Below are 18,035 nucleotides of genomic sequence, written 5' to 3'. Positions count from 1 at the left end.
TGGACTTTTAGTTGTCTCGAGCAAGCTCCTGTTGAAAAAACCGGACGAAAAAAAAGCGCAGTCCGTCTCCGGCTGCGCCTTTTATTCTGCGACCTTTGTTATGGGCGCTTGCGCTCAACCGCCCGCAGCAGATGCGTCGGTGGCGTTTCACAACTGATCTTGCGACCCAGCAGCGCCTCGATGGACGGTAGCTGGTAGGAGTCGTCTTCACCGGCAAAGCTGATGGACACACCATCGGCGCCGGCACGGCCAGTACGACCGATGCGGTGCACGTAGTCGTCCGGGACTTCCGGCAGGGTGAAGTTGATCACGTGGCTGATGCCGTCGATGTGAATGCCGCGACCGGCCACGTCGGTGGCGACCAAAACCCGGATCTTGCCTTCGCGGAAACCTTCCAGGGTCTTGATACGCTTGTGCTGCGGCACATCGCCGGACAGTTGCGCGGCGTTGACGCCATCGCGCACCAGGCGTTCTTCGATGCGCCGCACTTCGTCCTTGCGGTTGGCGAAGACCATCACCCGTTCCCAGCCGTTATCGTTGACCAGGTTATAGAGCAGTTTGTACTTGTCGGCGCCGGCCACTGCGTAGATGTGTTGCTCGACGTTTTCGCTGGCCACGTTCTGCGCTTCGATCTCGACGATCGACGGGTCGGTGGTCCATTGCTTGGCCAGGTTCATCACGTCGTCGGTGAAGGTCGCGGAGAACAGCAGCGTCTGACGCTCGTTCTTCGGTGGAGTCTGGCGAATGATCTGACGCACCTGCGGGATGAAACCCATGTCGAGCATCCGGTCGGCTTCGTCCAGCACCATGACTTCGACCATGTCCAGGTGCACGTCGCCGCGCTGGTTGAAGTCGAGCAAGCGGCCCGGAGTGGCCACGAGGATGTCGCAGTGACGGGCTTCGAGGTGCTTGAGCTGCTTGTCGAAGTCCATGCCGCCGACAAACGTCATGACGTTGAGGCCGGTGTACTTGGTCAGGTCGGCCGCGTCCTTGGCGATTTGCACCACCAGTTCCCGGGTCGGGGCGATGATCAATGCTCGCGGTTCACCCATGTAGCGTTCTTTGGGTGGCGGGGTTTGCAGCAGCTGCGTGATGATCGAAATCAGGAACGCGGCGGTTTTGCCGGTACCGGTCTGGGCGCGACCGATGGCGTCTTTGCCCGCGAGGGTGAAGCCAAGCACCTGTGCCTGGATCGGCGTGCAATAAGGAAAGCCCAGGTCCTGAATGGCGTGCATCAGTTCGGGGGCGAGTTTGAAATCGTGGAAGCGGGTTTTGCCTTCCTGGGGTTCGACGACGAAGTCTTCGAGTTTCCAGGGGATGACCGGCGCCTTTGGCTTCGGTTCGCGGCGTGGTTTTGCCGGTTTCGGGGCTTCGCTGCGCGGCTGTTCAGAGGCAATGGCCGGAGCAGAGGGGGCGGTCGGTGTGGTCACCGGCTCGTGTTTCGGTGCCGCTACGGTTGCGGTCCGGCCAGGCTGATTACCGTCGGTACGGTGGCTGGGGGTATGAGAAGGAGCGCTGGAGCCTGGCGCGAGCTGCTCAGCCTCGCTTTTACCGAACATTTTCTTGAGTGCTTTGAGCACGGTCATCTCATCAATTGGTTAAGGAATGTACGCCGGCCAGTGTAATGCAAGAATCGGGCGCGGCGTAGTGCGATGGATCAAAGGGTAGCTTTTAGCGCAAACGCTCGGCGAGCCAGACGCCGATGTCGCGAATTTCTTCGGGTAACACTTCGTGGCCCATTGGGTATTCCTGCCATGTCACGGTGACACCATGCTGCTTTAAATACTCGTAGGCGGTCCGGCCCATGGAGTTTTGCACGACGTCATCATACTGACCATGCAACGACAACACGGGAATGCGCTGCTGGCTGGCGGAAAGCTCCAGTTCATCGCTGAATGTCGGGGCATAAGTCGAGAGCGCAAGTACACCGCCCAACGGTCCCTGCCATTTCAGGAAGGCTGTGTGCAAAACCACGGCGCCGCCCTGGGAAAAGCCGGCGAGAAAGATCCGCGAGGCGTCTATTCCGCCGGCCTTCTGCACTTCAATCAAATTCACGACCCGTTGCGCGGACTCCTCCAACTGCTCGCGGCTGATGGCGCGTGCCGGGCTCATGGCCAATATGTCGTACCAGCTTGGCATCTCGTAGCCACCATTAATGGTGACGGCGCGGGTCGGAGCCTGGGGCAAAACGAAACGGGTAGTGAGCAGGTTTTCCTGTAGCGCTTCAGCTACCGGCAAAAAATCGTAGCGGTCGGCACCCAGCCCATGCAGCCAGATTACGCAGGCATCTGCGGGCTTGACGGGTTGAAGAATCAGGGGCTCGGTCATGTCTGCTCCATTGTTGTGCGTGCGCTCTCATTGTGTGCGAGGTTCGAGTGCGCAATCGGTTGATCAGTTAAGAAGATGTCGCAAGGTTGAAAGTTTTGCTATTGACCTGTCGCTGAATCGCTTTAGCGAGCGGTCTGGTACGGGCTTTGCTATGGGGAACCCTGTGCAACCAATCTCGTGCCTGGCGGTAACACTATCAGTGTATGGCTAGTCGTGGGATAGCAAAGAATCCGGTGATGGATGTTCGCCAGTGGCCGCTACGGGCTTCGCGAACGTGAAAGGGCTACAGCCCGTTCGGCCGATTGGTGAGAAGTGAGTTATCCATGATGTGGATTTTCTCCTACTAGACTCATAGCGACGGTCCTTACGTCGGTTGACCCTAAAAAAAGCCAACAAGGGTCAGCAACGCCTCAAAAGGGTGCGACAGGGCTCAAGCTCCGACACAACAAGAGCAAAACTGGAGGTTTGAATGAAGATGTTGAAATCCACCCTGGCCGTCGTGACTGCAGCTGCAGTGCTCGGTGTCAGTGGGTTCGCTCAGGCGGGTGCAACCCTGGATGCAGTGCAGAAGAAAGGTTTTGTACAGTGCGGTGTGAGTGACGGTTTGCCGGGTTTCTCGGTTCCGGACTCTACCGGCAAGATCGTTGGCATCGATGCTGACTTCTGCCGCGCTGTAGCTGCTGCAGTGTTTGGTGATGCGACCAAGGTCAAATTCAGCCAGTTGAATGCCAAGGAGCGTTTCACTGCTCTGCAATCCGGCGAAATCGACATGCTGTCGCGCAACTCCACCATGACCAGTTCCCGTGACGCGGGCATGGGCCTGAAGTTTCCTGGCTTCATCACCTATTACGACGGCGTAGGCTTCCTGGCCAACAGCAAGCTGGGCGTGAAAAGTGCCAAGGAACTGGATGGCGCGACCATCTGTATTCAAGCCGGTACCACCACCGAGCTGAACGTGTCCGACTACTTCCGCGCCAACGGCCTGAAGTACACCCCGATCACCTTCGACACTTCCGATGAAAGCGCCAAGTCGCTGGAATCCGGTCGTTGCGACGTGCTGACCTCCGACAAGTCCCAGTTGTATGCACAGCGCAGCAAACTGGCCTCGCCGAAAGATTACATCGTTCTGCCTGAAACCATCTCCAAAGAGCCTTTGGGGCCGGTCGTGCGTAACGGCGACGATGAGTGGCTGGCAATCGTTCGTTGGGTTGGCTACGCGATGCTCAACGCCGAAGAAGCCGGTATCTCTTCGAAGAACGTCGAGGCAGAAGCCAAGTCGACCAAGAACCCGGATGTTGCTCGTCTGCTGGGCGCCGACGGTGAGTACGGCAAGGATCTGAAGCTGCCGAAAGACTGGGTGGTGAAAATCGTCAAGCAGGTCGGTAACTACGGCGAAGTCTTCGAGAGAAACCTCGGCAAGGGCACTCCGCTGGAAATCGACCGTGGCTTGAACGCCCTGTGGACCAACGGCGGCATTCAATACGCACCACCAGTGCGCTGATGGTTCTATCACCCGGTGGGCCAACCACCGGGTGATGTTCTGTTCCATTATTTCCGGGGCACTTCATGCAAAATTCAATCGGCGCACCAAAGCAGAGGTTCAGCCTCAGCGATCCGCGAGTGCGTGCGTGGCTGTTTCAGATCATTACGGTTATCGCCGTGGTCGGGATGGGTTGGTACCTGTTCGACAACACTCAAACCAACCTGCAACACCGGGGCATTACCTCCGGTTTTAGCTTTCTTGAGCGCAGCGCCGGTTTCGGCATCGCTCAGCACCTGATCGACTACACCGAATCGGACAGTTATGCCCGGGTGTTTGTCATCGGCCTGCTCAACACCTTGCTGGTGACGTTCATCGGCGTGATCCTGGCGACGATCCTCGGTTTCATCGTCGGTGTGGCACGACTCTCGAAGAACTGGATCATTGCCAAGATGGCGACGGTTTATGTCGAGGTCTTCCGTAACATTCCGCCGCTGCTGCAAATCCTGTTCTGGTACTTCGCGGTGTTTCTCACCATGCCAGGGCCGCGCAATAGCCATAACTTCGGCGACACCTTCTTCGTCAGCAGCCGCGGCCTGAACATGCCGGCAGCGTTGACAGCGAACGGTTTCTGGCCGTTTGTGGTGAGCATCGTCGTGGCCATTGTCGCGATCGTGCTGATGTGCCGCTGGGCCAACAAGCGTTTCGAAGAGACCGGCGTACCGTTCCACAAATTCTGGGTAGGCCTGGCAATGTTCCTGGTGATCCCTGCGTTGTGCGCATTGATCTTCGGCGCGCCGCTGCATTGGGAAATGCCACAGCTGCAAGGTTTCAACTTTGTAGGCGGCTGGGTGCTGATCCCTGAACTGCTGGCACTGACCCTGGCCCTGACGGTGTACACCGCGGCGTTCATCGCCGAAATCGTGCGTTCGGGCATCAAGTCGGTCAGCCACGGCCAGACCGAAGCGGCTCACTCGCTGGGGCTGCGCAACGGTCCGACCCTGCGCAAGGTGATCATCCCGCAAGCCCTGCGTGTGATCATTCCGCCGCTGACCAGCCAATACCTGAACCTGGCGAAAAACTCCTCGCTGGCGGCCGGTATCGGTTATCCGGAGATGGTGTCGTTGTTTGCCGGTACGGTGCTGAACCAGACCGGACAGGCGATCGAAGTCATTGCCATCACCATGAGCGTGTACCTGGCGATCAGTATCAGCATTTCCCTGCTGATGAACTGGTACAACAAGCGCATTGCGCTGATCGAGCGGTAAGGAAGAGCGCATGACGACTCATACTTTCAAACCCGACATGCCTCCACCGAGCAGCAGCATCGGTGTCGTGGCGTGGATGCGGGCGCACATGTTTTCCAGCTGGATCAACACCCTGCTGACGTTGTTCGCGTTCTATCTGATTTACCTGATAGTTCCGCCTCTCGTGAGCTGGGCGATTCTCGACGCCAATTGGGTCGGCACCACCCGTGCCGATTGCACCAAGGCCGGCGCTTGCTGGGTGTTCATTGAGCAGCGCTTCGGCCAGTTCATGTATGGCTACTACCCGGTGGACTTGCGCTGGCGCGTGGACCTGACCGTGTGGCTGGCAGTTATCGGCGTGGCGCCGTTGTTCATCGCACGTGTTCCGCACAAGGCAATCTACGGCCTGAGCTTTCTGGTGCTCTATCCGATCATTGCCTACCTCCTGCTGCACGGTGGTGTATTCGGTCTGAGCCAGGTGGCGACCAGCCAGTGGGGCGGCCTGATGCTGACCCTGGTGATCGCTACCGTCGGTATCGTCGGCGCACTGCCGCTGGGTATCGTGCTGGCCCTGGGCCGTCGTTCGAACATGCCGGCGATTCGGGTGGTCTGCGTGACCTTCATCGAGTTCTGGCGCGGTGTGCCGTTGATCACGGTGCTGTTCATGTCGTCGGTGATGTTGCCGTTGTTCCTGCCCGAAGGCATGAACTTCGACAAATTGCTGCGGGCGTTGATCGGCGTGATCCTGTTCCAGTCGGCGTACATCGCCGAGGTGGTGCGTGGCGGTCTGCAAGCGATCCCTAAAGGTCAGTACGAAGCGGCTGCGGCAATGGGCCTCGGTTACTGGCGCAGTATGGGCCTGGTGATTTTGCCGCAAGCCCTGAAGCTGGTAATCCCTGGCATCGTCAACACCTTCATTGCGCTGTTCAAGGACACGAGCCTGGTGATCATCATCGGCCTGTTCGACTTGCTCAACAGCGTCAAGCAAGCCGCCGCCGACCCGAAATGGTTGGGCATGGCCACTGAAGGCTATGTGTTCGCGGCCCTGGTGTTCTGGATTTTCTGTTTTGGTATGTCCCGCTATTCCATGCATTTGGAACGCAAGCTGGACACTGGCCACAAGCGTTAGGAGCGTAGTTTATGAGTGAAGCGATCAAACAGCCTGTGAGTCCTCAAGGCATTATTCAGATGCAGGGCGTAAACAAGTGGTACGGCCAGTTCCACGTGTTGAAAGACATCAACCTGAACGTCAAGCAGGGCGAGCGTATCGTGCTGTGCGGCCCGTCGGGTTCCGGCAAATCCACCACCATCCGTTGCCTCAATCGCCTGGAAGAACACCAGCAGGGCCGTATCGTGGTCGATGGCGTGGAACTGACCAACGACCTCAAGCAGATCGAAGCGATCCGTCGTGAAGTCGGCATGGTGTTCCAGCACTTCAACCTGTTCCCGCACCTGACCATTCTGCAGAACTGCACCTTGGCGCCGATGTGGGTACGCAAGATGCCCAAGCGCAAGGCCGAAGAAATCGCCATGCATTACCTGGAGCGCGTACGCATTCCAGAGCAGGCGCATAAATACCCGGGGCAACTGTCCGGTGGTCAGCAACAGCGTGTGGCGATTGCCCGTGCCCTGTGCATGAAACCGAAAATCATGCTGTTCGACGAACCGACGTCGGCACTCGACCCGGAGATGGTGAAAGAGGTGTTGGACACCATGATCGGCCTGGCCGAAGACGGCATGACCATGCTCTGCGTGACCCACGAAATGGGCTTCGCCCGTACCGTGGCCAACCGCGTGATCTTCATGGACAAGGGTGAAATCGTCGAGCAGGCCGCGCCGAACGACTTTTTCGACAACCCGCAGAACGAGCGGACGAAGTTGTTCCTGAGCCAGATCCTGCATTGATAGGCGCTTGGCAGTGAAATAAACCCGGACTCTGTTCCGGGTTTTTTTTGCTCCAATGAAACGCTCCACCTGCTGACCGCGAACCCTGTAGGAGCCGGCTTGCTGGCGATGGCGGCATACCAGACGCCACCGAGTATCCCGGCTATAGCCATTTGGCATCCCACAATGGGTAATCGTGCACACGTGTGACAAGCCCCGCACGCAATGGATTGGCAACGATGTATCGGGCGACCGCTTGCAGATCCGCTTCACGGCGAATCGCGCGATCATGGAAACCTCTCTGCCATACCATCCCTCTGCGCTCCAGTCGCGCGTTTACCGCCCGCGCGCTGCGCGATTTGGTTGCCAGCACCAACGCCGACAACGAGTTGTTCTTCAGTTCGACCAGCCAATGAAAATGGCCGGGCATCACCACCCAGGCGAGGGAATCGACCCATTCTTCTGTCTGCGCCTGACGAAAGTGGTCTACCACCAGACGTCCTGCCCGCCAGTCAGTAAAAAACGGGGTGCGATTCCAGGTGACAGCTGTCAGCAGGTAGATTTGGCCGGTTTGGGAATAACGTCCGGCGCGTAAGCGATTGGCATGGGGAAGATCGGGCATTCCATTGCCCTCCTGTGTTTTGAGAGAAACAGAAGGCTAGTACGCAATAGTGAGGGGCATTGCCAAAGTTCAGTTCTGAATGTGTCGGTACGATCGCCATCGCCAGCAAGCCGGCTCCTACAGGGTTTGCGTGAGCCCGTTGCCTTGTCGGACGAAGCTGACTAACATGTCAGAAAATTCATCCTATGATTGGATGAAAGGGCGAATTCTATGTCAGATATTTCTCCATTAATTAAACGGTCCTTGGTCGATCAGGCCCTGGACCAGTTGCGCCTGCGCATTAATCAAGGTGTCTGGACGGTCGGCCAGCGCTTGCCCACCGAGCCGGAATTGGCGACGGAGCTGGGCATCAGTCGCAACACCGTGCGCGAAGCCATGCGCGTGTTGGCGTTTTCCGGGTTGATCGAGATCCGCCAGGGCGACGGCAGCTACGTGCGGGCGGTAGTCGATCCTTTGGATACGATGAAGGCGCTGTCCCGCTGCTCTCAGGAACAGGCTCGGGAAACCCGGCACATTCTGGAAGTCGAAGCCATCGGTCTGGCTGCATTACGCCGCACCGATGAAGACCTGGTGGCGTTGCGCGAGGCGCTGGGCGTCAGCGGCAGTCACTACCACGGCGATCTCGACACCTACATCGCCTGTGACCTGGTGTTTCATCGTCGTCTGGTGGACGCGGCGCACAACCCGACCCTCAGCGAGCTGTATCGCTACTTCTCCAGCGTCGTGGGCGCGCAGTTGCGTCAGACCCTGAACGTCACCCCCCGACGCCAAGCGGTGTTCGACCTGCATATCGAGCTGCTCTATGCCGTCGAACAACGCGACCCGGAACGGGCCAAAGCCCTGATGAGGCAATTGATCAATGAACCTTGAAACCGAGAATCCGATGTCCAGTCAGCAGGCGAGCCACAGCCGCACCACTGAGCTCAAGCGGACGGCGGAGCTCGAAGAGCTGTTGATCGATGCCGAGGCCGATGATGCAGAGGTTCAGCGAAGTCACCCGCTCCTGCGGCGCCCGTGGCTGTTGCTGCTGGGGCTGATTCTGGTGGCGCTGAACTTGCGTCCGGCGCTGTCGAGCATGGCGCCGATGCTCAGCGAGGTCTCGAAAACACTGGGGCTATCGGCTGCCCAGGCCGGTTTGCTGACCACCTTGCCGGTGCTTTGCCTTGGTCTGTTCGCGCCGTTGGCGCCGGTGCTTGCGCGACGTTTTGGTGCCGAGCGGGTGGTGCTGGGGATTCTCCTGATGTTGGCCGGCGGGATTATTCTGCGCAGCTCGTTCGGCGAGATCGGCCTTTTCGCCGGCAGCGTGCTGGCCGGCGCCAGCATCGGGGTGATCGGCGTGCTGCTGCCCGGCATCGTCAAGCGCGACTTCCCGAAACAGGCCGGCACCATGACCGGCGTCTACACCATGGCCCTGTGCCTGGGCGCGGCCATGGCGGCCGGCGCGACCGTGCCGTTGAGCGAACATTTCGACAAGAGTTGGGCGCTGGGCCTTGGCTTCTGGGTGGTTCCGGCCTTGGTCGCGGCGATGTTCTGGCTGCCGCAAGTCGGTCAGAAACACGGCGCACATAACGTTGCCTATCGGGTCCGAGGCCTGTTGCGCGATCCGCTGGCCTGGCAAGTGACCTTGTACATGGGCCTGCAATCGTCTCTGGCTTACATCGTATTCGGTTGGCTGCCGTCGATTCTGATCGGTCGCGGTCTGACGCCAACCCAGGCCGGTCTGGTGCTGTCGGGTTCGGTGATTGTCCAGTTGATCAGCTCGCTGGCCGCACCGTGGCTGGCGACCCGTGGCAAGGATCAGCGGCTGGCGATCGTGATCGTCATGGCAATGACCCTCGGCGGCTTGTTCGGTTGCCTGTATGCGCCGATCGACGGCCTTTGGGGCTGGGCAATCCTGCTGGGACTGGGGCAGGGCGCTACGTTCAGCCTGGCATTGACCCTGATCGTGTTGCGCTCGAGGGATGCTCATGTCGCGGCCAATCTGTCGAGCATGGCCCAGGGTTTCGGCTACACCCTGGCATCCATGGGGCCGTTCGCAGTCGGTGTGGTGCATGACTGGACTGGCGGCTGGAGCGCTCTGGGCTGGATCTTCGGTGTCATTGGTCTCGGCGCGATCATCGCCGGCCTAGGTGCCGGGCGTTCGCTGTACGTGCAGGTCGAAAGCGAAAAGATCTGATTCGCACACTCTGTCGGTATTCGGGGTACGAATGCTGATGGTGTTTCGTCTGTTTGCAGATTATCGTGCTGGCAATCTGCCTATTTTCCGGAGCCTGCCCATGAGTGATGCCCACAACGCCTTGATCACCCGGTTCTACCAAGCCTTTCAGCGGCTGGATGCCGAGGCCATGAGCGCCTGCTACACCGACGACGTGGTGTTCAGTGATCCGGCGTTCGGCGAGCTGCGCGGGCGCGATGCCGGCGATATGTGGCGCATGCTCACCACCCGCGCCAAGGACTTCTCCCTGACCTTCGATAACGTGCGCAGCGATGAGCGCACTGGCGGCGCCCATTGGGTGGCGACGTACCTGTTCAGCCAGACCGGCAATATCGTGGTCAACGACATTCAGGCGCGTTTCGTATTTCGCGACGGCAAGATCTGCGAGCACCACGACAGTTTTGATCTGTGGCGCTGGTCGCGTCAGGCGCTGGGTTTCAAAGGGCTGTTGCTGGGCTGGACGCCGGTGGTGAGAAACGCCGTGCGTGCTCAGGCCTTGAAGGGCCTGAAGGCATTCCAGGCCAGTCGCTGATAAGATCGCGGCTTGTTTTCTTTCAAGCCTTGATCGTCACGTGAGCACCTCGAGCGAATCTTCCGTCATTGCCGCCGAACCGTCGGTGCCTGTCAGCAAACCCTGGTTCGTCTACCTCGTTCGCGCGGCCAATGGTTCGCTCTACTGCGGGATCAGCGACGATCCCGTACGTCGCTTCGCCACCCATCAGAGTGGCAAGGGCGCGCGCTTCTTCCTGTCGAGCCCGGCCGTGGCGCTGGTTTATACCGAGCGCTGCCGCGATAAAGGCGAAGCGCTGCGCCAGGAGCGTTTGATCAAGAAACTCAAGAAAAGCGCCAAGGAATGTCTGGTGGCGAGTGCGGCTGCGGGCTTATCAATCTGACTGATAGGCGCCCATCAGGCAGATGGGTAGGCTGCCTGCCGATTGCGCGTTAAGCTGCGGGCTCCTTATCCGAGCGGCGGAGCCGAGCATGTCCGAGTTGATTCTGCATCATTACCCGACGTCCCCTTTCGCCGAAAAGGCCCGCTTGCTGCTGGGCTTCAAGGGGTTGTCCTGGCGCTCTGTGATGATCTCGCCGGTGATGCCAAAACCCGACCTGACGGCCCTGACCGGCGGCTACCGCAAGACGCCGGTGTTGCAGATCGGTGCTGATGTCTATTGCGACACCGCGTTGATCGCTCGTCGTCTGGAGCAGGAAAAAGCTTCACCGGCGTTTTTCCCGGAAGGCCAGGAAATGGTCACGGCGACCTTTGCGGCGTGGGCCGATTCAGTGGTGTTCCAGCATGCGGTCAGCCTGGTGTTCCAGCCAGAATCGGTAGCGGTGCGCTTCGGCAAATTGTCGCCGGAAGCGATCAAGGCATTTCTGGCCGATCGCTCCGGCTTGTTCAGCGGTGGCAGTGCCACTCGGTTGTCGGCCGAGCAGGCAAAGCATCAGTGGCCAACGATCATGGCGCGTCTGGAGCAGCAGCTTCAACGCGAGCAGGGGGACTTCCTGTTCGGCGAACCGTCGATTGCCGACTTTGCCCTGGCTCACTCGCTGTGGTTCCTCAAGGCGACGCACGTGACGTCACCGTTAGTGGATGCTTATCCGGCCGTTTCGGCGTGGTTTGGCCGCGTGATGGGTTTTGGTCATGGCGCATTCAGCGAGATGACGGCCGAGCAAGCGCTAGAGATTGCCCGCAATGCCACACCGGCCCCGTTGCCGGATGAGCAGTTCGATGAGCCGAACGGGTTCGAGGTTGGCCAGCAGGTGGTGATTGCAGCGACCGATTACGGGGTTGATCCGGTGGCGGGTGAGTTGATGTTTGCCGGCAGCGAAGAGTTGATTCTGCGCCGTGAAGACGAGCGGGCCGGTGTGGTGCATGTGCACTTTCCGCGGTTCGGGTTTCGCATAGAGGCTTGCTGACGTACGCACCTGTGGCGAGGGGGCTTGCCCCCGTTGGGTCGCGAAGCGGCCCCAGCATTTCGATGAGAAAACCGTATCCACGGGAAATTGCGACTGCTGCGCAGCCGAACGGGGGCAAGCCCCCTCGCCACAGGATTGTTTGAAGCTGATGGTTATTTCAGCGCCGCAAGCACCTGGTCCGGGTCATACCCGCGAATCAACGTTCCATTCACATCGATGATCGGAATCCCGCGTCCGCCGAGTGCCTCATAGGCTTTGCGCGCCACGGCATCCTTCTCGATATCGAATTCCTTGTACGGAATACCTTTCTGATCGAGGAAGCGCCGGGTCAGCTTGCAGTAGCCGCACCAGTCAGTGGCGTAGAGCACGACGTTGGCCTTGGCCTGGGTCTGCTCGGACACCACCTGCGAGGGGTGAAGTACCCGTTCGATCTTGCCCCAGTTCTGGTAAACCACGACCACCAGCAGGATCAGCAGGAATTTTTTCAACACGCCGCCGAGCATCAGTTGCGTCGCTTGAGCTGGTCGGTCAGTTGGGTCGGCAGGCCTTTGATGATCAACGTGCCGGCTTCTTCGTCGTATTCGATCTTCGAGCCCAGCAGGTGCGCTTCGAAGCTGATCGACAGGCCTTCGGCGCGACCGGTGAAGCGGCGGAACTGGTTCAGGGTACGCTTGTCCGCCGGGATCTCCGGGGACAGGCCGTAGTCCTTGTTGCGGATGTGATCGTAGAAGGCTTTCGGGCGATCTTCGTCGATCAGTCCGGACAACTCTTCCAGGCCCATGGGCTCGCCCATTTTGGCCTGGCTGCTGGCGTAATCCACCAGGGTCTTGGTCTTCTCGCGCGCGGACTCTTCCGGCAAGTCTTCGCTTTCGACGAAGTCACTGAACGCCTTGAGCAAAGTGCGGGTTTCACCGGGGCCGTCGACGCCTTCCTGGCAGCCGATGAAGTCGCGGAAGTACTCCGAAACCTTTTTGCCATTCTTGCCTTTGATGAACGAGATGTACTGCTTGGACTGTTTGTTGTTCTGCCACTCGGAGACGTTTATCCGCGCTGCGAGGTGCAACTGGCCAAGGTCCAGATGTCGCGAAGGGGTCACGTCCAGCTGATCGGTCACCGCCACGCCTTCGCTGTGGTGCAGCAGGGCGATGGCCAGGTAATCGGTCATGCCTTGCTGGTAATGCGCGAACAGCACATGGCCACCGACCGAGAGGTTGGATTCTTCCATCAGCTTTTGCAGATGTTCGACCGCCACCCGGCTGAAGGCCGTGAAATCACGACCACCGTCGAGGTATTCCTTCAGCCAGCCGCTGAATGGAAATGCACCGGACTCCGGATGGAACAGCCCCCAGGCTTTGCCCTGTTTGGCGTTATAGCTTTCGTTCAAGTCGGCGAGCATGTTCTCGATGGCCGCGGACTCAGCCAGTTCAGAGTCGCGGGCGTGAAGAACTGCGGGTGTGCCGTCGGGTTTTTTGTCGATCAGGTGGACGATGCAATGACGGATCGGCATGGGCTTCTCGGCTGATTGGAGAGAGGAGGGCGTGCTCCCCCGAAAAAGCGCCCAGTGTACCGCAACCACTGGTTTTGGCGTGGTCCGAAGGGCAATTCGAAGCTCTCCGGCGACCCTGATGTGATTTTTTCCCGATTTAGAGCAATAAAGCTGACCAAATGGGTAGCTAGAGGCGGATATTTCCCCGTCTCTGTGCTAGTTTTGCCCGGTCTTACGCGAAGTCACTGCGTTAAGCGTGCATTCAGCATTTGTCAGGTCGAACCAAACCCTGATTTCGGTATCTATAACCCCGACTCGTCGTGGTTATGGCCGAGGGTGCCAGATCCAGAAGATCGGGCTCGATGGCTGACACTGCACTCTGCAATCCATATGAATTTGATAGGGAAGGAACACTACAATGGCTCTTACTAAAGACCAACTGATCGCCGACATCGCTGAAGCTATCGACGCGCCAAAAACCACCGCGCGTAACGCTCTGGACCAACTGGGCCAAATCGTTGCCGATCAGCTGGAAAACGGCGGCGAAATCACTCTGCCAGGTATCGGCAAGCTGAAAGTGACTGAGCGTCCTGCCCGTACCGGCCGCAACCCTTCGACTGGCGCTGCCATCGAAATCGCTGCCAAGAAAGTGATCAAGCTGGTTGTGGCCAAAGGCCTGACCGACGCTGTCAACAAGTAAGACTTGTTAAAAAAACCGTGCTCCGGAGCAATCCGGGCACGGTTTTTTTGTGTCTGCGATTCAGCGATTGATCAGGCTCAATCGCTGTCTCGGTTGTTACTCAGCTTTTGCGGGCCCAGCGCTCGCGCCAGACCTGTTGCTCGGATTTGGTCTGGAAGGTCCAGGCGACGAAGCGACTTTGCTTCTGCCCTTGGGACATTTCCACGACCTGGCTTTCCAATACGCCGGCCTTTTTCAGCGCCGTCTGGATCGCCGGCAGGTTCGAGGCTTTCGAGACCAGGGTGCTGAACCAAAGCACTTTGTGTTGAAAGTGCGCGCTCTCGGCGATTAGTTGCGTCACAAACCGTGCCTCGCCACCTTCACACCACAGTTCGGCCGATTGCCCGCCAAAGTTCAGCACCGGCAGTTTGCGTTTTGGGTCGGCGCGGCCCAGCGCGCGCCATTTACGCACGCTACCCTTGGTCGCCTCGTCCATCGAGGCGTGGAACGGCGGGTTGCACATCGTCAGGTCAAAGCGTTCGCCGGGTTCGAGCAAGCCCAACAGAATGTGCTTGGGATTAGTTTGCTGGCGAAGCTGGATGGCTTTGTTCAGCCCGTTGGACTGCACGATGGCTTTGGCTGAGGCTACGGCTATCGGGTCGATTTCCGAGCCGAGGAAGTGCCAACGGTAGTCGCTGTAGCCGATCAGCGGATAGACGCAGTTGGCGCCCATGCCGATATCGAGCACCTTGACCGGCGCGCCGCGAGGGATCTCGCCGTCGTTGACGCTGGCCAGCAGGTCGGCCAGGAAGTGCACGTAGTCGGCACGGCCCGGAACCGGCGGGCACAGGTAGTCGGCCGGGATGTCCCAATGGGCGATGCCATAGAACGCCTTGAGCAGCGCCCGGTTGAACACTCGCACCGCGTCCGGGCTGGCGAAGTCGATGCTCTCCTTGCCGTACGGATTGATGATCACGAACTTCGCCAGTTCCGGCGTGCTCTTGATCAGCGCCGGGAAGTCGTAACGACCCTGATGGCGATTGCGCGGGTGCAAGCTGGCCTTCTCGCGTGGCTCCACGGCTTTGGCCGGGGTCGCGGGTTTAGGCTTTTTGCGCGCAGGTTTGGGTGTGCTGGGGGCGGTCATGGGCGAGGTCGATTCGGGTATGGCTAAAAGTGGTGGGTATTGTCCCACATCCAGCTGCTGGTCACCCAATTGTGAAGATCGCTGTATGTCCCTGTGGCAGCGGGTGTTTGGGAGTATGTGGCGGGCATAAAAAAGGGAGGCCGCTGGGGCCTCCCTGTTTTATTGCGATGTGCCGTTACAAACTGGCAATCCGCGCATGTTGCTCCGCCAGCTTGCCCAAAGCCTGTTCAGCTTCAGCCAGTTTGGCGCGTTCCTTCTCGATGACTTCGGCCGGGGCCTTGTCGACGAAACCGGCGTTGGACAGCTTGCCGCCGACGCGCTGAACTTCGCCCTGCAAACGCAGGATTTCCTTGTCCAGGCGCGCCAGTTCGGCGTCCTTGTCGATCAGGCCGGCCATCGGCACCAGCACTTCCATCTCGCCAACCAGTGCGGTGGCGGACAGTGGTGCTTCTTCGCCAGCCTTCAGAACAGTGATCGATTCCAGGCGCGCCAGCTTCTTCAGCAGGGCTTCGTTCTCGGTGAGTCGACGCTGATCTTCGGCGCTGACGTTTTTCAGGAACAGGTTCAGCGGCTTGCCTGGACCGATGTTCATTTCACCGCGGATGTTACGCGTGCCGAGCATCAGACCCTTGAGCCATTCGATATCGTCTTCGGCAGCCTGGTCGATGCGTGCCTCAACGGCCACTGGCCAAGGTTGCAGCATGATCGTCTTGCCTTGAATACCGGCGAGCGGTGCGACGCGCTGCCAGATTTCTTCGGTGATGAATGGCATGAACGGGTGAGCCAGGCGCAAAGCGACTTCCAGCACTCGAACCAGAGTGCGACGGGTGCCGCGCTGACGCTCGACCGGCGCGTTTTCGTCCCACAGCACAGGCTTGGACAGTTCCAGGTACCAGTCGCAATACTGGTTCCAGATGAACTCGTACAAGGCTTGTGCTGCCAGGTCGAAACGGAACTGATCGAGCTGACGGGTCACTTCGGCTTCAGTGCGTTGCAACTGCGAGATGATCCAGCGATCCGCCAGCGAGAGCTCATAGGCTTCGCCGTTCTGGCCGCAGTCTTCGCCTTTGTCCAACACGTAGCGCGCGGCGTTCCAGATCTTGTTGCAGAAGTTGCGGTAGCCTTCGACGCGGCCCATGTCGAACTTGATGTCACGACCGGTGGACGCTAGCGAGCAGAAGGTGAAGCGCAGGGCGTCGGTGCCATAGCTGGCGATGCCTTCGGCGAACTCGTCGCGGGTCTGCTTCTCGATCTTCTTCGCCAGTTTCGGCTGCATCATGCCGGAGGTGCGTTTCTGCACCAGATCTTCCAGCTCGATACCGTCGATGATATCCAGCGGGTCCAGGACGTTGCCCTTGGACTTGGACATCTTCTGGCCCTGGCCATCACGCACCAGGCCGTGCACATAAACAGTCTTGAATGGAACCTGCGGCGTGCCGTCTTCGTTTTTCACCAGGTGCATGGTGAGCATGATCATCCGGGCAACCCAGAAGAAAATGATGTCGAAACCGGTCACCAGCACGTCGGTGGAGTGGAACTTCTTCAGGAATTCGGTCTGCTCCGGCCAGCCGAGGGTGGAGAAGGTCCACAGGCCCGAACTGAACCAGGTATCCAGAACGTCGTTGTCTTGTTGCAGCGCTATGTCGGCGCCCAGGTTGTGCTTGGCACGCACTTCGGCTTCGTCGCGACCGACGTAGACCTTGCCCGACTCGTCGTACCAGGCCGGAATCCGGTGGCCCCACCACAGCTGACGGCTGATGCACCAGTCCTGGATATCGCGCATCCACGAGAAGTACATGTTTTCGTACTGCTTTGGCACGAACTGAATGCGGCCGTCTTCAACCGCGGCGATGGCCGGCTCGGCCAATGGCTTGGTGGACACGTACCACTGGTCGGTCAGCCACGGCTCGATGATGGTGCCGGAGCGGTCGCCTTTAGGCACTTTCAGGGCGTGGTCGTCGACGCTGACCAGCAGGCCGGCGGCTTCGAACGCTGCCACGATCTGCTTGCGCGCTTCGAAGCGGTCGAGGCCGGCGTATTCGGCCGGGATCTTGCCGTCGATGCTCTCGTTCAGTGTGCCGTCGAGATTGAACACCTGGGCCGCAGGCAGCACATGGGCGTTTTTGTCGAAGATGTTCAGCAGCGGCAGGTTGTGGCGCTTGCCGACTTCGTAGTCGTTGAAATCGTGGGCCGGGGTGATTTTCACGCAGCCGGTGCCGAATTCAGGGTCGCAGTAATCGTCGGCGATGATCGGGATGCGGCGGCCAACCAGCGGCAGCTCGACAAATTTGCCGATCAGGGCTTTGTAGCGTTCATCGTTCGGGTTAACGGCCACGGCGGCGTCGCCGAGCATGGTTTCCGGACGCGTGGTCGCGACGATCAGGTAGTCGTTGCCTTCAGCGGTTTTGGCGCCATCGGCCAGCGGGTACTTCAGGTTCCACAGGAAACCTTTCTCGTCGTGGTTTTCCACTTCAAGGTCGGAAATCGCCGTGTGCAGCTTGGTGTCCCAGTTGACCAGACGCTTGCCGCGATAGATCAGACCGTCTTCGTGCAGGCGCACGAAGGCTTCTTTCACCGCCTCCGAGAGGCCGTCGTCCATGGTGAAGCGCTCACGGCTCCAATCCACGGACGAGCCGAGGCGGCGGATCTGACGGCTGATGTTGCCGCCGGACTGATCCTTCCATTCCCAGACTTTCTCGAGGAATTTCTCACGGCCCAGATCGTGGCGATTCTGGCCCTGAGCTTCGAGTTGACGCTCCACCAGCATTTGCGTGGCGATACCGGCGTGGTCGGTGCCTGGCTGCCACAGGGTGTTGCGACCCTGCATACGGCGGAAACGGATCAGGGCGTCCATGATCGCGTTGTTGAAGCCGTGACCCATGTGCAGGCTGCCGGTGACGTTCGGCGGCGGGATCATGATGGTGTAGGACTCGCCCTCGCCTTGAGGGGCGAAGTAGTTCTCGGACTCCCAGGTGTTGTACCAGGAAGTTTCAATGGCGTGCGGCTGGTAGGTCTTATCCATGCGCGGCGGGA

The 18,035-nt window shown here is 59.3% G+C and carries 17 protein-coding genes; 10 read left to right on the top strand and 7 right to left on the bottom strand.

Annotated features, from left to right (window positions below; all coding sequences use genetic code 11):
• Positions 1–98: 98 nt before the first annotated feature.
• Both rhlB and LOY28_RS24500 read right to left on the bottom strand, forming a co-directional pair.
• The gene (gene rhlB / locus LOY28_RS24505) at positions 99–1,586 is read right to left on the bottom strand and encodes an ATP-dependent RNA helicase RhlB (RefSeq protein ID WP_018927112.1); all 1,488 of its coding nucleotides are present in this window, start codon (positions 1,584–1,586) and stop codon (positions 99–101) included.
• Positions 1,587–1,671: 85 nt separating this feature from the next.
• Positions 1,672–2,328, bottom strand: coding sequence for an alpha/beta hydrolase (locus LOY28_RS24500; protein ID WP_018927111.1), 657 nt, complete (start codon positions 2,326–2,328; stop codon positions 1,672–1,674).
• A 469-nt stretch (positions 2,329–2,797) separates the two neighbouring features.
• On the opposite strand from LOY28_RS24500, the gene LOY28_RS24495 reads away from it, so the two are divergent.
• From LOY28_RS24495 to LOY28_RS24480, 4 genes are all read left to right on the top strand, one after another.
• Positions 2,798–3,829, top strand: coding sequence for an amino acid ABC transporter substrate-binding protein (locus LOY28_RS24495; protein WP_018927110.1), 1,032 nt, complete (start codon positions 2,798–2,800; stop codon positions 3,827–3,829).
• Between the two features lie 65 nt (positions 3,830–3,894).
• Positions 3,895–5,076: an amino acid ABC transporter permease gene (locus LOY28_RS24490; RefSeq protein WP_258612663.1), complete on the top strand. Its 1,182-nt coding sequence runs from the start codon at positions 3,895–3,897 to the stop codon at positions 5,074–5,076.
• 10 nt (positions 5,077–5,086) lie between these two features.
• Positions 5,087–6,184, top strand: coding sequence for an amino acid ABC transporter permease (locus LOY28_RS24485; RefSeq protein ID WP_018927108.1), 1,098 nt, complete (start codon positions 5,087–5,089; stop codon positions 6,182–6,184).
• A gap of 11 nt (positions 6,185–6,195) precedes the next feature.
• Positions 6,196–6,960 (top strand): amino acid ABC transporter ATP-binding protein, encoded by a 765-nt coding sequence (locus LOY28_RS24480; protein WP_007936266.1) that lies wholly within the window; start codon positions 6,196–6,198, stop codon positions 6,958–6,960.
• A 142-nt stretch (positions 6,961–7,102) separates the two neighbouring features.
• On the opposite strand, the gene LOY28_RS24475 is transcribed toward LOY28_RS24480, so the two are convergent.
• Positions 7,103–7,561: an REP-associated tyrosine transposase gene (locus LOY28_RS24475; protein ID WP_258612662.1), complete on the bottom strand. Its 459-nt coding sequence runs from the start codon at positions 7,559–7,561 to the stop codon at positions 7,103–7,105.
• Positions 7,562–7,771: 210 nt separating this feature from the next.
• Here LOY28_RS24475 and LOY28_RS24470 point away from each other — a divergent pair, with 210 nt between their 5' ends.
• From LOY28_RS24470 to LOY28_RS24450, 5 genes are all read left to right on the top strand, one after another.
• Positions 7,772–8,431, top strand: a complete 660-nt coding sequence (locus LOY28_RS24470; RefSeq protein ID WP_258612661.1) for a FadR/GntR family transcriptional regulator — start codon at positions 7,772–7,774, stop codon at positions 8,429–8,431.
• The gene (locus tag LOY28_RS24465) at positions 8,421–9,737 is read left to right on the top strand and encodes a CynX/NimT family MFS transporter (protein WP_258612660.1); all 1,317 of its coding nucleotides are present in this window, start codon (positions 8,421–8,423) and stop codon (positions 9,735–9,737) included. The genes LOY28_RS24470 and LOY28_RS24465 overlap by 11 nt, the downstream gene beginning before the upstream one ends.
• Positions 9,738–9,837: 100 nt before the next feature.
• Positions 9,838–10,308 carry a nuclear transport factor 2 family protein gene (locus LOY28_RS24460; RefSeq protein WP_019581088.1) on the top strand — a complete coding sequence of 157 codons (471 nt, stop codon included), beginning with the start codon at positions 9,838–9,840 and terminating at the stop codon, positions 10,306–10,308.
• A gap of 40 nt (positions 10,309–10,348) precedes the next feature.
• The gene (locus tag LOY28_RS24455; protein WP_018927103.1) at positions 10,349–10,669 is read left to right on the top strand and encodes a GIY-YIG nuclease family protein; all 321 of its coding nucleotides are present in this window, start codon (positions 10,349–10,351) and stop codon (positions 10,667–10,669) included.
• Between the two features lie 88 nt (positions 10,670–10,757).
• The gene (locus LOY28_RS24450) at positions 10,758–11,693 is read left to right on the top strand and encodes a glutathione S-transferase family protein (RefSeq protein WP_258612659.1); all 936 of its coding nucleotides are present in this window, start codon (positions 10,758–10,760) and stop codon (positions 11,691–11,693) included.
• A 152-nt stretch (positions 11,694–11,845) separates the two neighbouring features.
• Here LOY28_RS24450 and LOY28_RS24445 read toward each other — a convergent pair whose 3' ends face one another.
• On the bottom strand, positions 11,846–12,196 hold the full coding sequence (locus LOY28_RS24445; protein ID WP_018927101.1) for a glutaredoxin family protein: 351 nt from the start codon (positions 12,194–12,196) through the stop codon (positions 11,846–11,848).
• On the bottom strand, positions 12,196–13,200 hold the full coding sequence (yejK, locus tag LOY28_RS24440) for a nucleoid-associated protein YejK (RefSeq protein WP_019581084.1): 1,005 nt from the start codon (positions 13,198–13,200) through the stop codon (positions 12,196–12,198). The genes LOY28_RS24445 and yejK overlap by 1 nt, the downstream gene beginning before the upstream one ends.
• A gap of 397 nt (positions 13,201–13,597) precedes the next feature.
• On the opposite strand from yejK, the gene LOY28_RS24435 reads away from it, so the two are divergent.
• Positions 13,598–13,879, top strand: a complete 282-nt coding sequence (locus LOY28_RS24435; RefSeq protein WP_007905514.1) for an HU family DNA-binding protein — start codon at positions 13,598–13,600, stop codon at positions 13,877–13,879.
• Between the two features lie 100 nt (positions 13,880–13,979).
• Here the strand turns inward: LOY28_RS24435 and rlmF are convergent, their stop codons facing one another.
• Together rlmF and LOY28_RS24425 are read right to left on the bottom strand one after the other, a co-directional pair.
• Positions 13,980–15,002, bottom strand: coding sequence for a 23S rRNA (adenine(1618)-N(6))-methyltransferase RlmF (gene rlmF, locus LOY28_RS24430; protein WP_018927099.1), 1,023 nt, complete (start codon positions 15,000–15,002; stop codon positions 13,980–13,982).
• A gap of 175 nt (positions 15,003–15,177) precedes the next feature.
• Complete coding sequence (locus LOY28_RS24425) at positions 15,178–18,024, bottom strand: valine--tRNA ligase (RefSeq protein ID WP_258612658.1); 2,847 nt, start codon at positions 18,022–18,024, stop codon at positions 15,178–15,180.
• Between the last annotated feature and the right edge of the window lie 11 nt (positions 18,025–18,035).

The sequence above is a fragment of the Pseudomonas sp. B21-017 genome (assembly GCF_024749245.1).
GTDB lineage: Bacteria > Pseudomonadota > Gammaproteobacteria > Pseudomonadales > Pseudomonadaceae > Aquipseudomonas.
Note: the sequence above shows the minus strand (reverse complement) of the source record. Positions and strands in the feature narration are given on the sequence as shown.

Bases quoted from the DNA above. Each gene is read 5' to 3' on its own strand.
- rlmF (WP_018927099.1), bottom strand. From the start codon at position 15,002: ATGACCGCCCCCAGCACACCCAAACCTGCGCGCAAAAAGCCTAAACCC.
- LOY28_RS24485 (WP_018927108.1), top strand. From the start codon at position 5,087: ATGACGACTCATACTTTCAAACCCGACATGCCTCCACCGAGCAGCAGC.
- LOY28_RS24470 (WP_258612661.1), top strand. From the start codon at position 7,772: ATGTCAGATATTTCTCCATTAATTAAACGGTCCTTGGTCGATCAGGCC.
- LOY28_RS24435 (WP_007905514.1), top strand. From the start codon at position 13,598: ATGGCTCTTACTAAAGACCAACTGATCGCCGACATCGCTGAAGCTATC.
- LOY28_RS24450 (WP_258612659.1), top strand. From the start codon at position 10,758: ATGTCCGAGTTGATTCTGCATCATTACCCGACGTCCCCTTTCGCCGAA.
- LOY28_RS24465 (WP_258612660.1), top strand. From the start codon at position 8,421: ATGAACCTTGAAACCGAGAATCCGATGTCCAGTCAGCAGGCGAGCCAC.
- LOY28_RS24500 (WP_018927111.1), bottom strand. From the start codon at position 2,328: ATGACCGAGCCCCTGATTCTTCAACCCGTCAAGCCCGCAGATGCCTGC.
- LOY28_RS24480 (WP_007936266.1), top strand. From the start codon at position 6,196: ATGAGTGAAGCGATCAAACAGCCTGTGAGTCCTCAAGGCATTATTCAG.
- LOY28_RS24475 (WP_258612662.1), bottom strand. From the start codon at position 7,561: ATGCCCGATCTTCCCCATGCCAATCGCTTACGCGCCGGACGTTATTCC.
- LOY28_RS24495 (WP_018927110.1), top strand. From the start codon at position 2,798: ATGAAGATGTTGAAATCCACCCTGGCCGTCGTGACTGCAGCTGCAGTG.
- yejK (WP_019581084.1), bottom strand. From the start codon at position 13,200: ATGCCGATCCGTCATTGCATCGTCCACCTGATCGACAAAAAACCCGAC.
- LOY28_RS24490 (WP_258612663.1), top strand. From the start codon at position 3,895: ATGCAAAATTCAATCGGCGCACCAAAGCAGAGGTTCAGCCTCAGCGAT.
- rhlB (WP_018927112.1), bottom strand. From the start codon at position 1,586: ATGACCGTGCTCAAAGCACTCAAGAAAATGTTCGGTAAAAGCGAGGCT.
- LOY28_RS24460 (WP_019581088.1), top strand. From the start codon at position 9,838: ATGAGTGATGCCCACAACGCCTTGATCACCCGGTTCTACCAAGCCTTT.
- LOY28_RS24445 (WP_018927101.1), bottom strand. From the start codon at position 12,196: ATGCTCGGCGGCGTGTTGAAAAAATTCCTGCTGATCCTGCTGGTGGTC.
- LOY28_RS24425 (WP_258612658.1), bottom strand. From the start codon at position 18,024: ATGGATAAGACCTACCAGCCGCACGCCATTGAAACTTCCTGGTACAAC.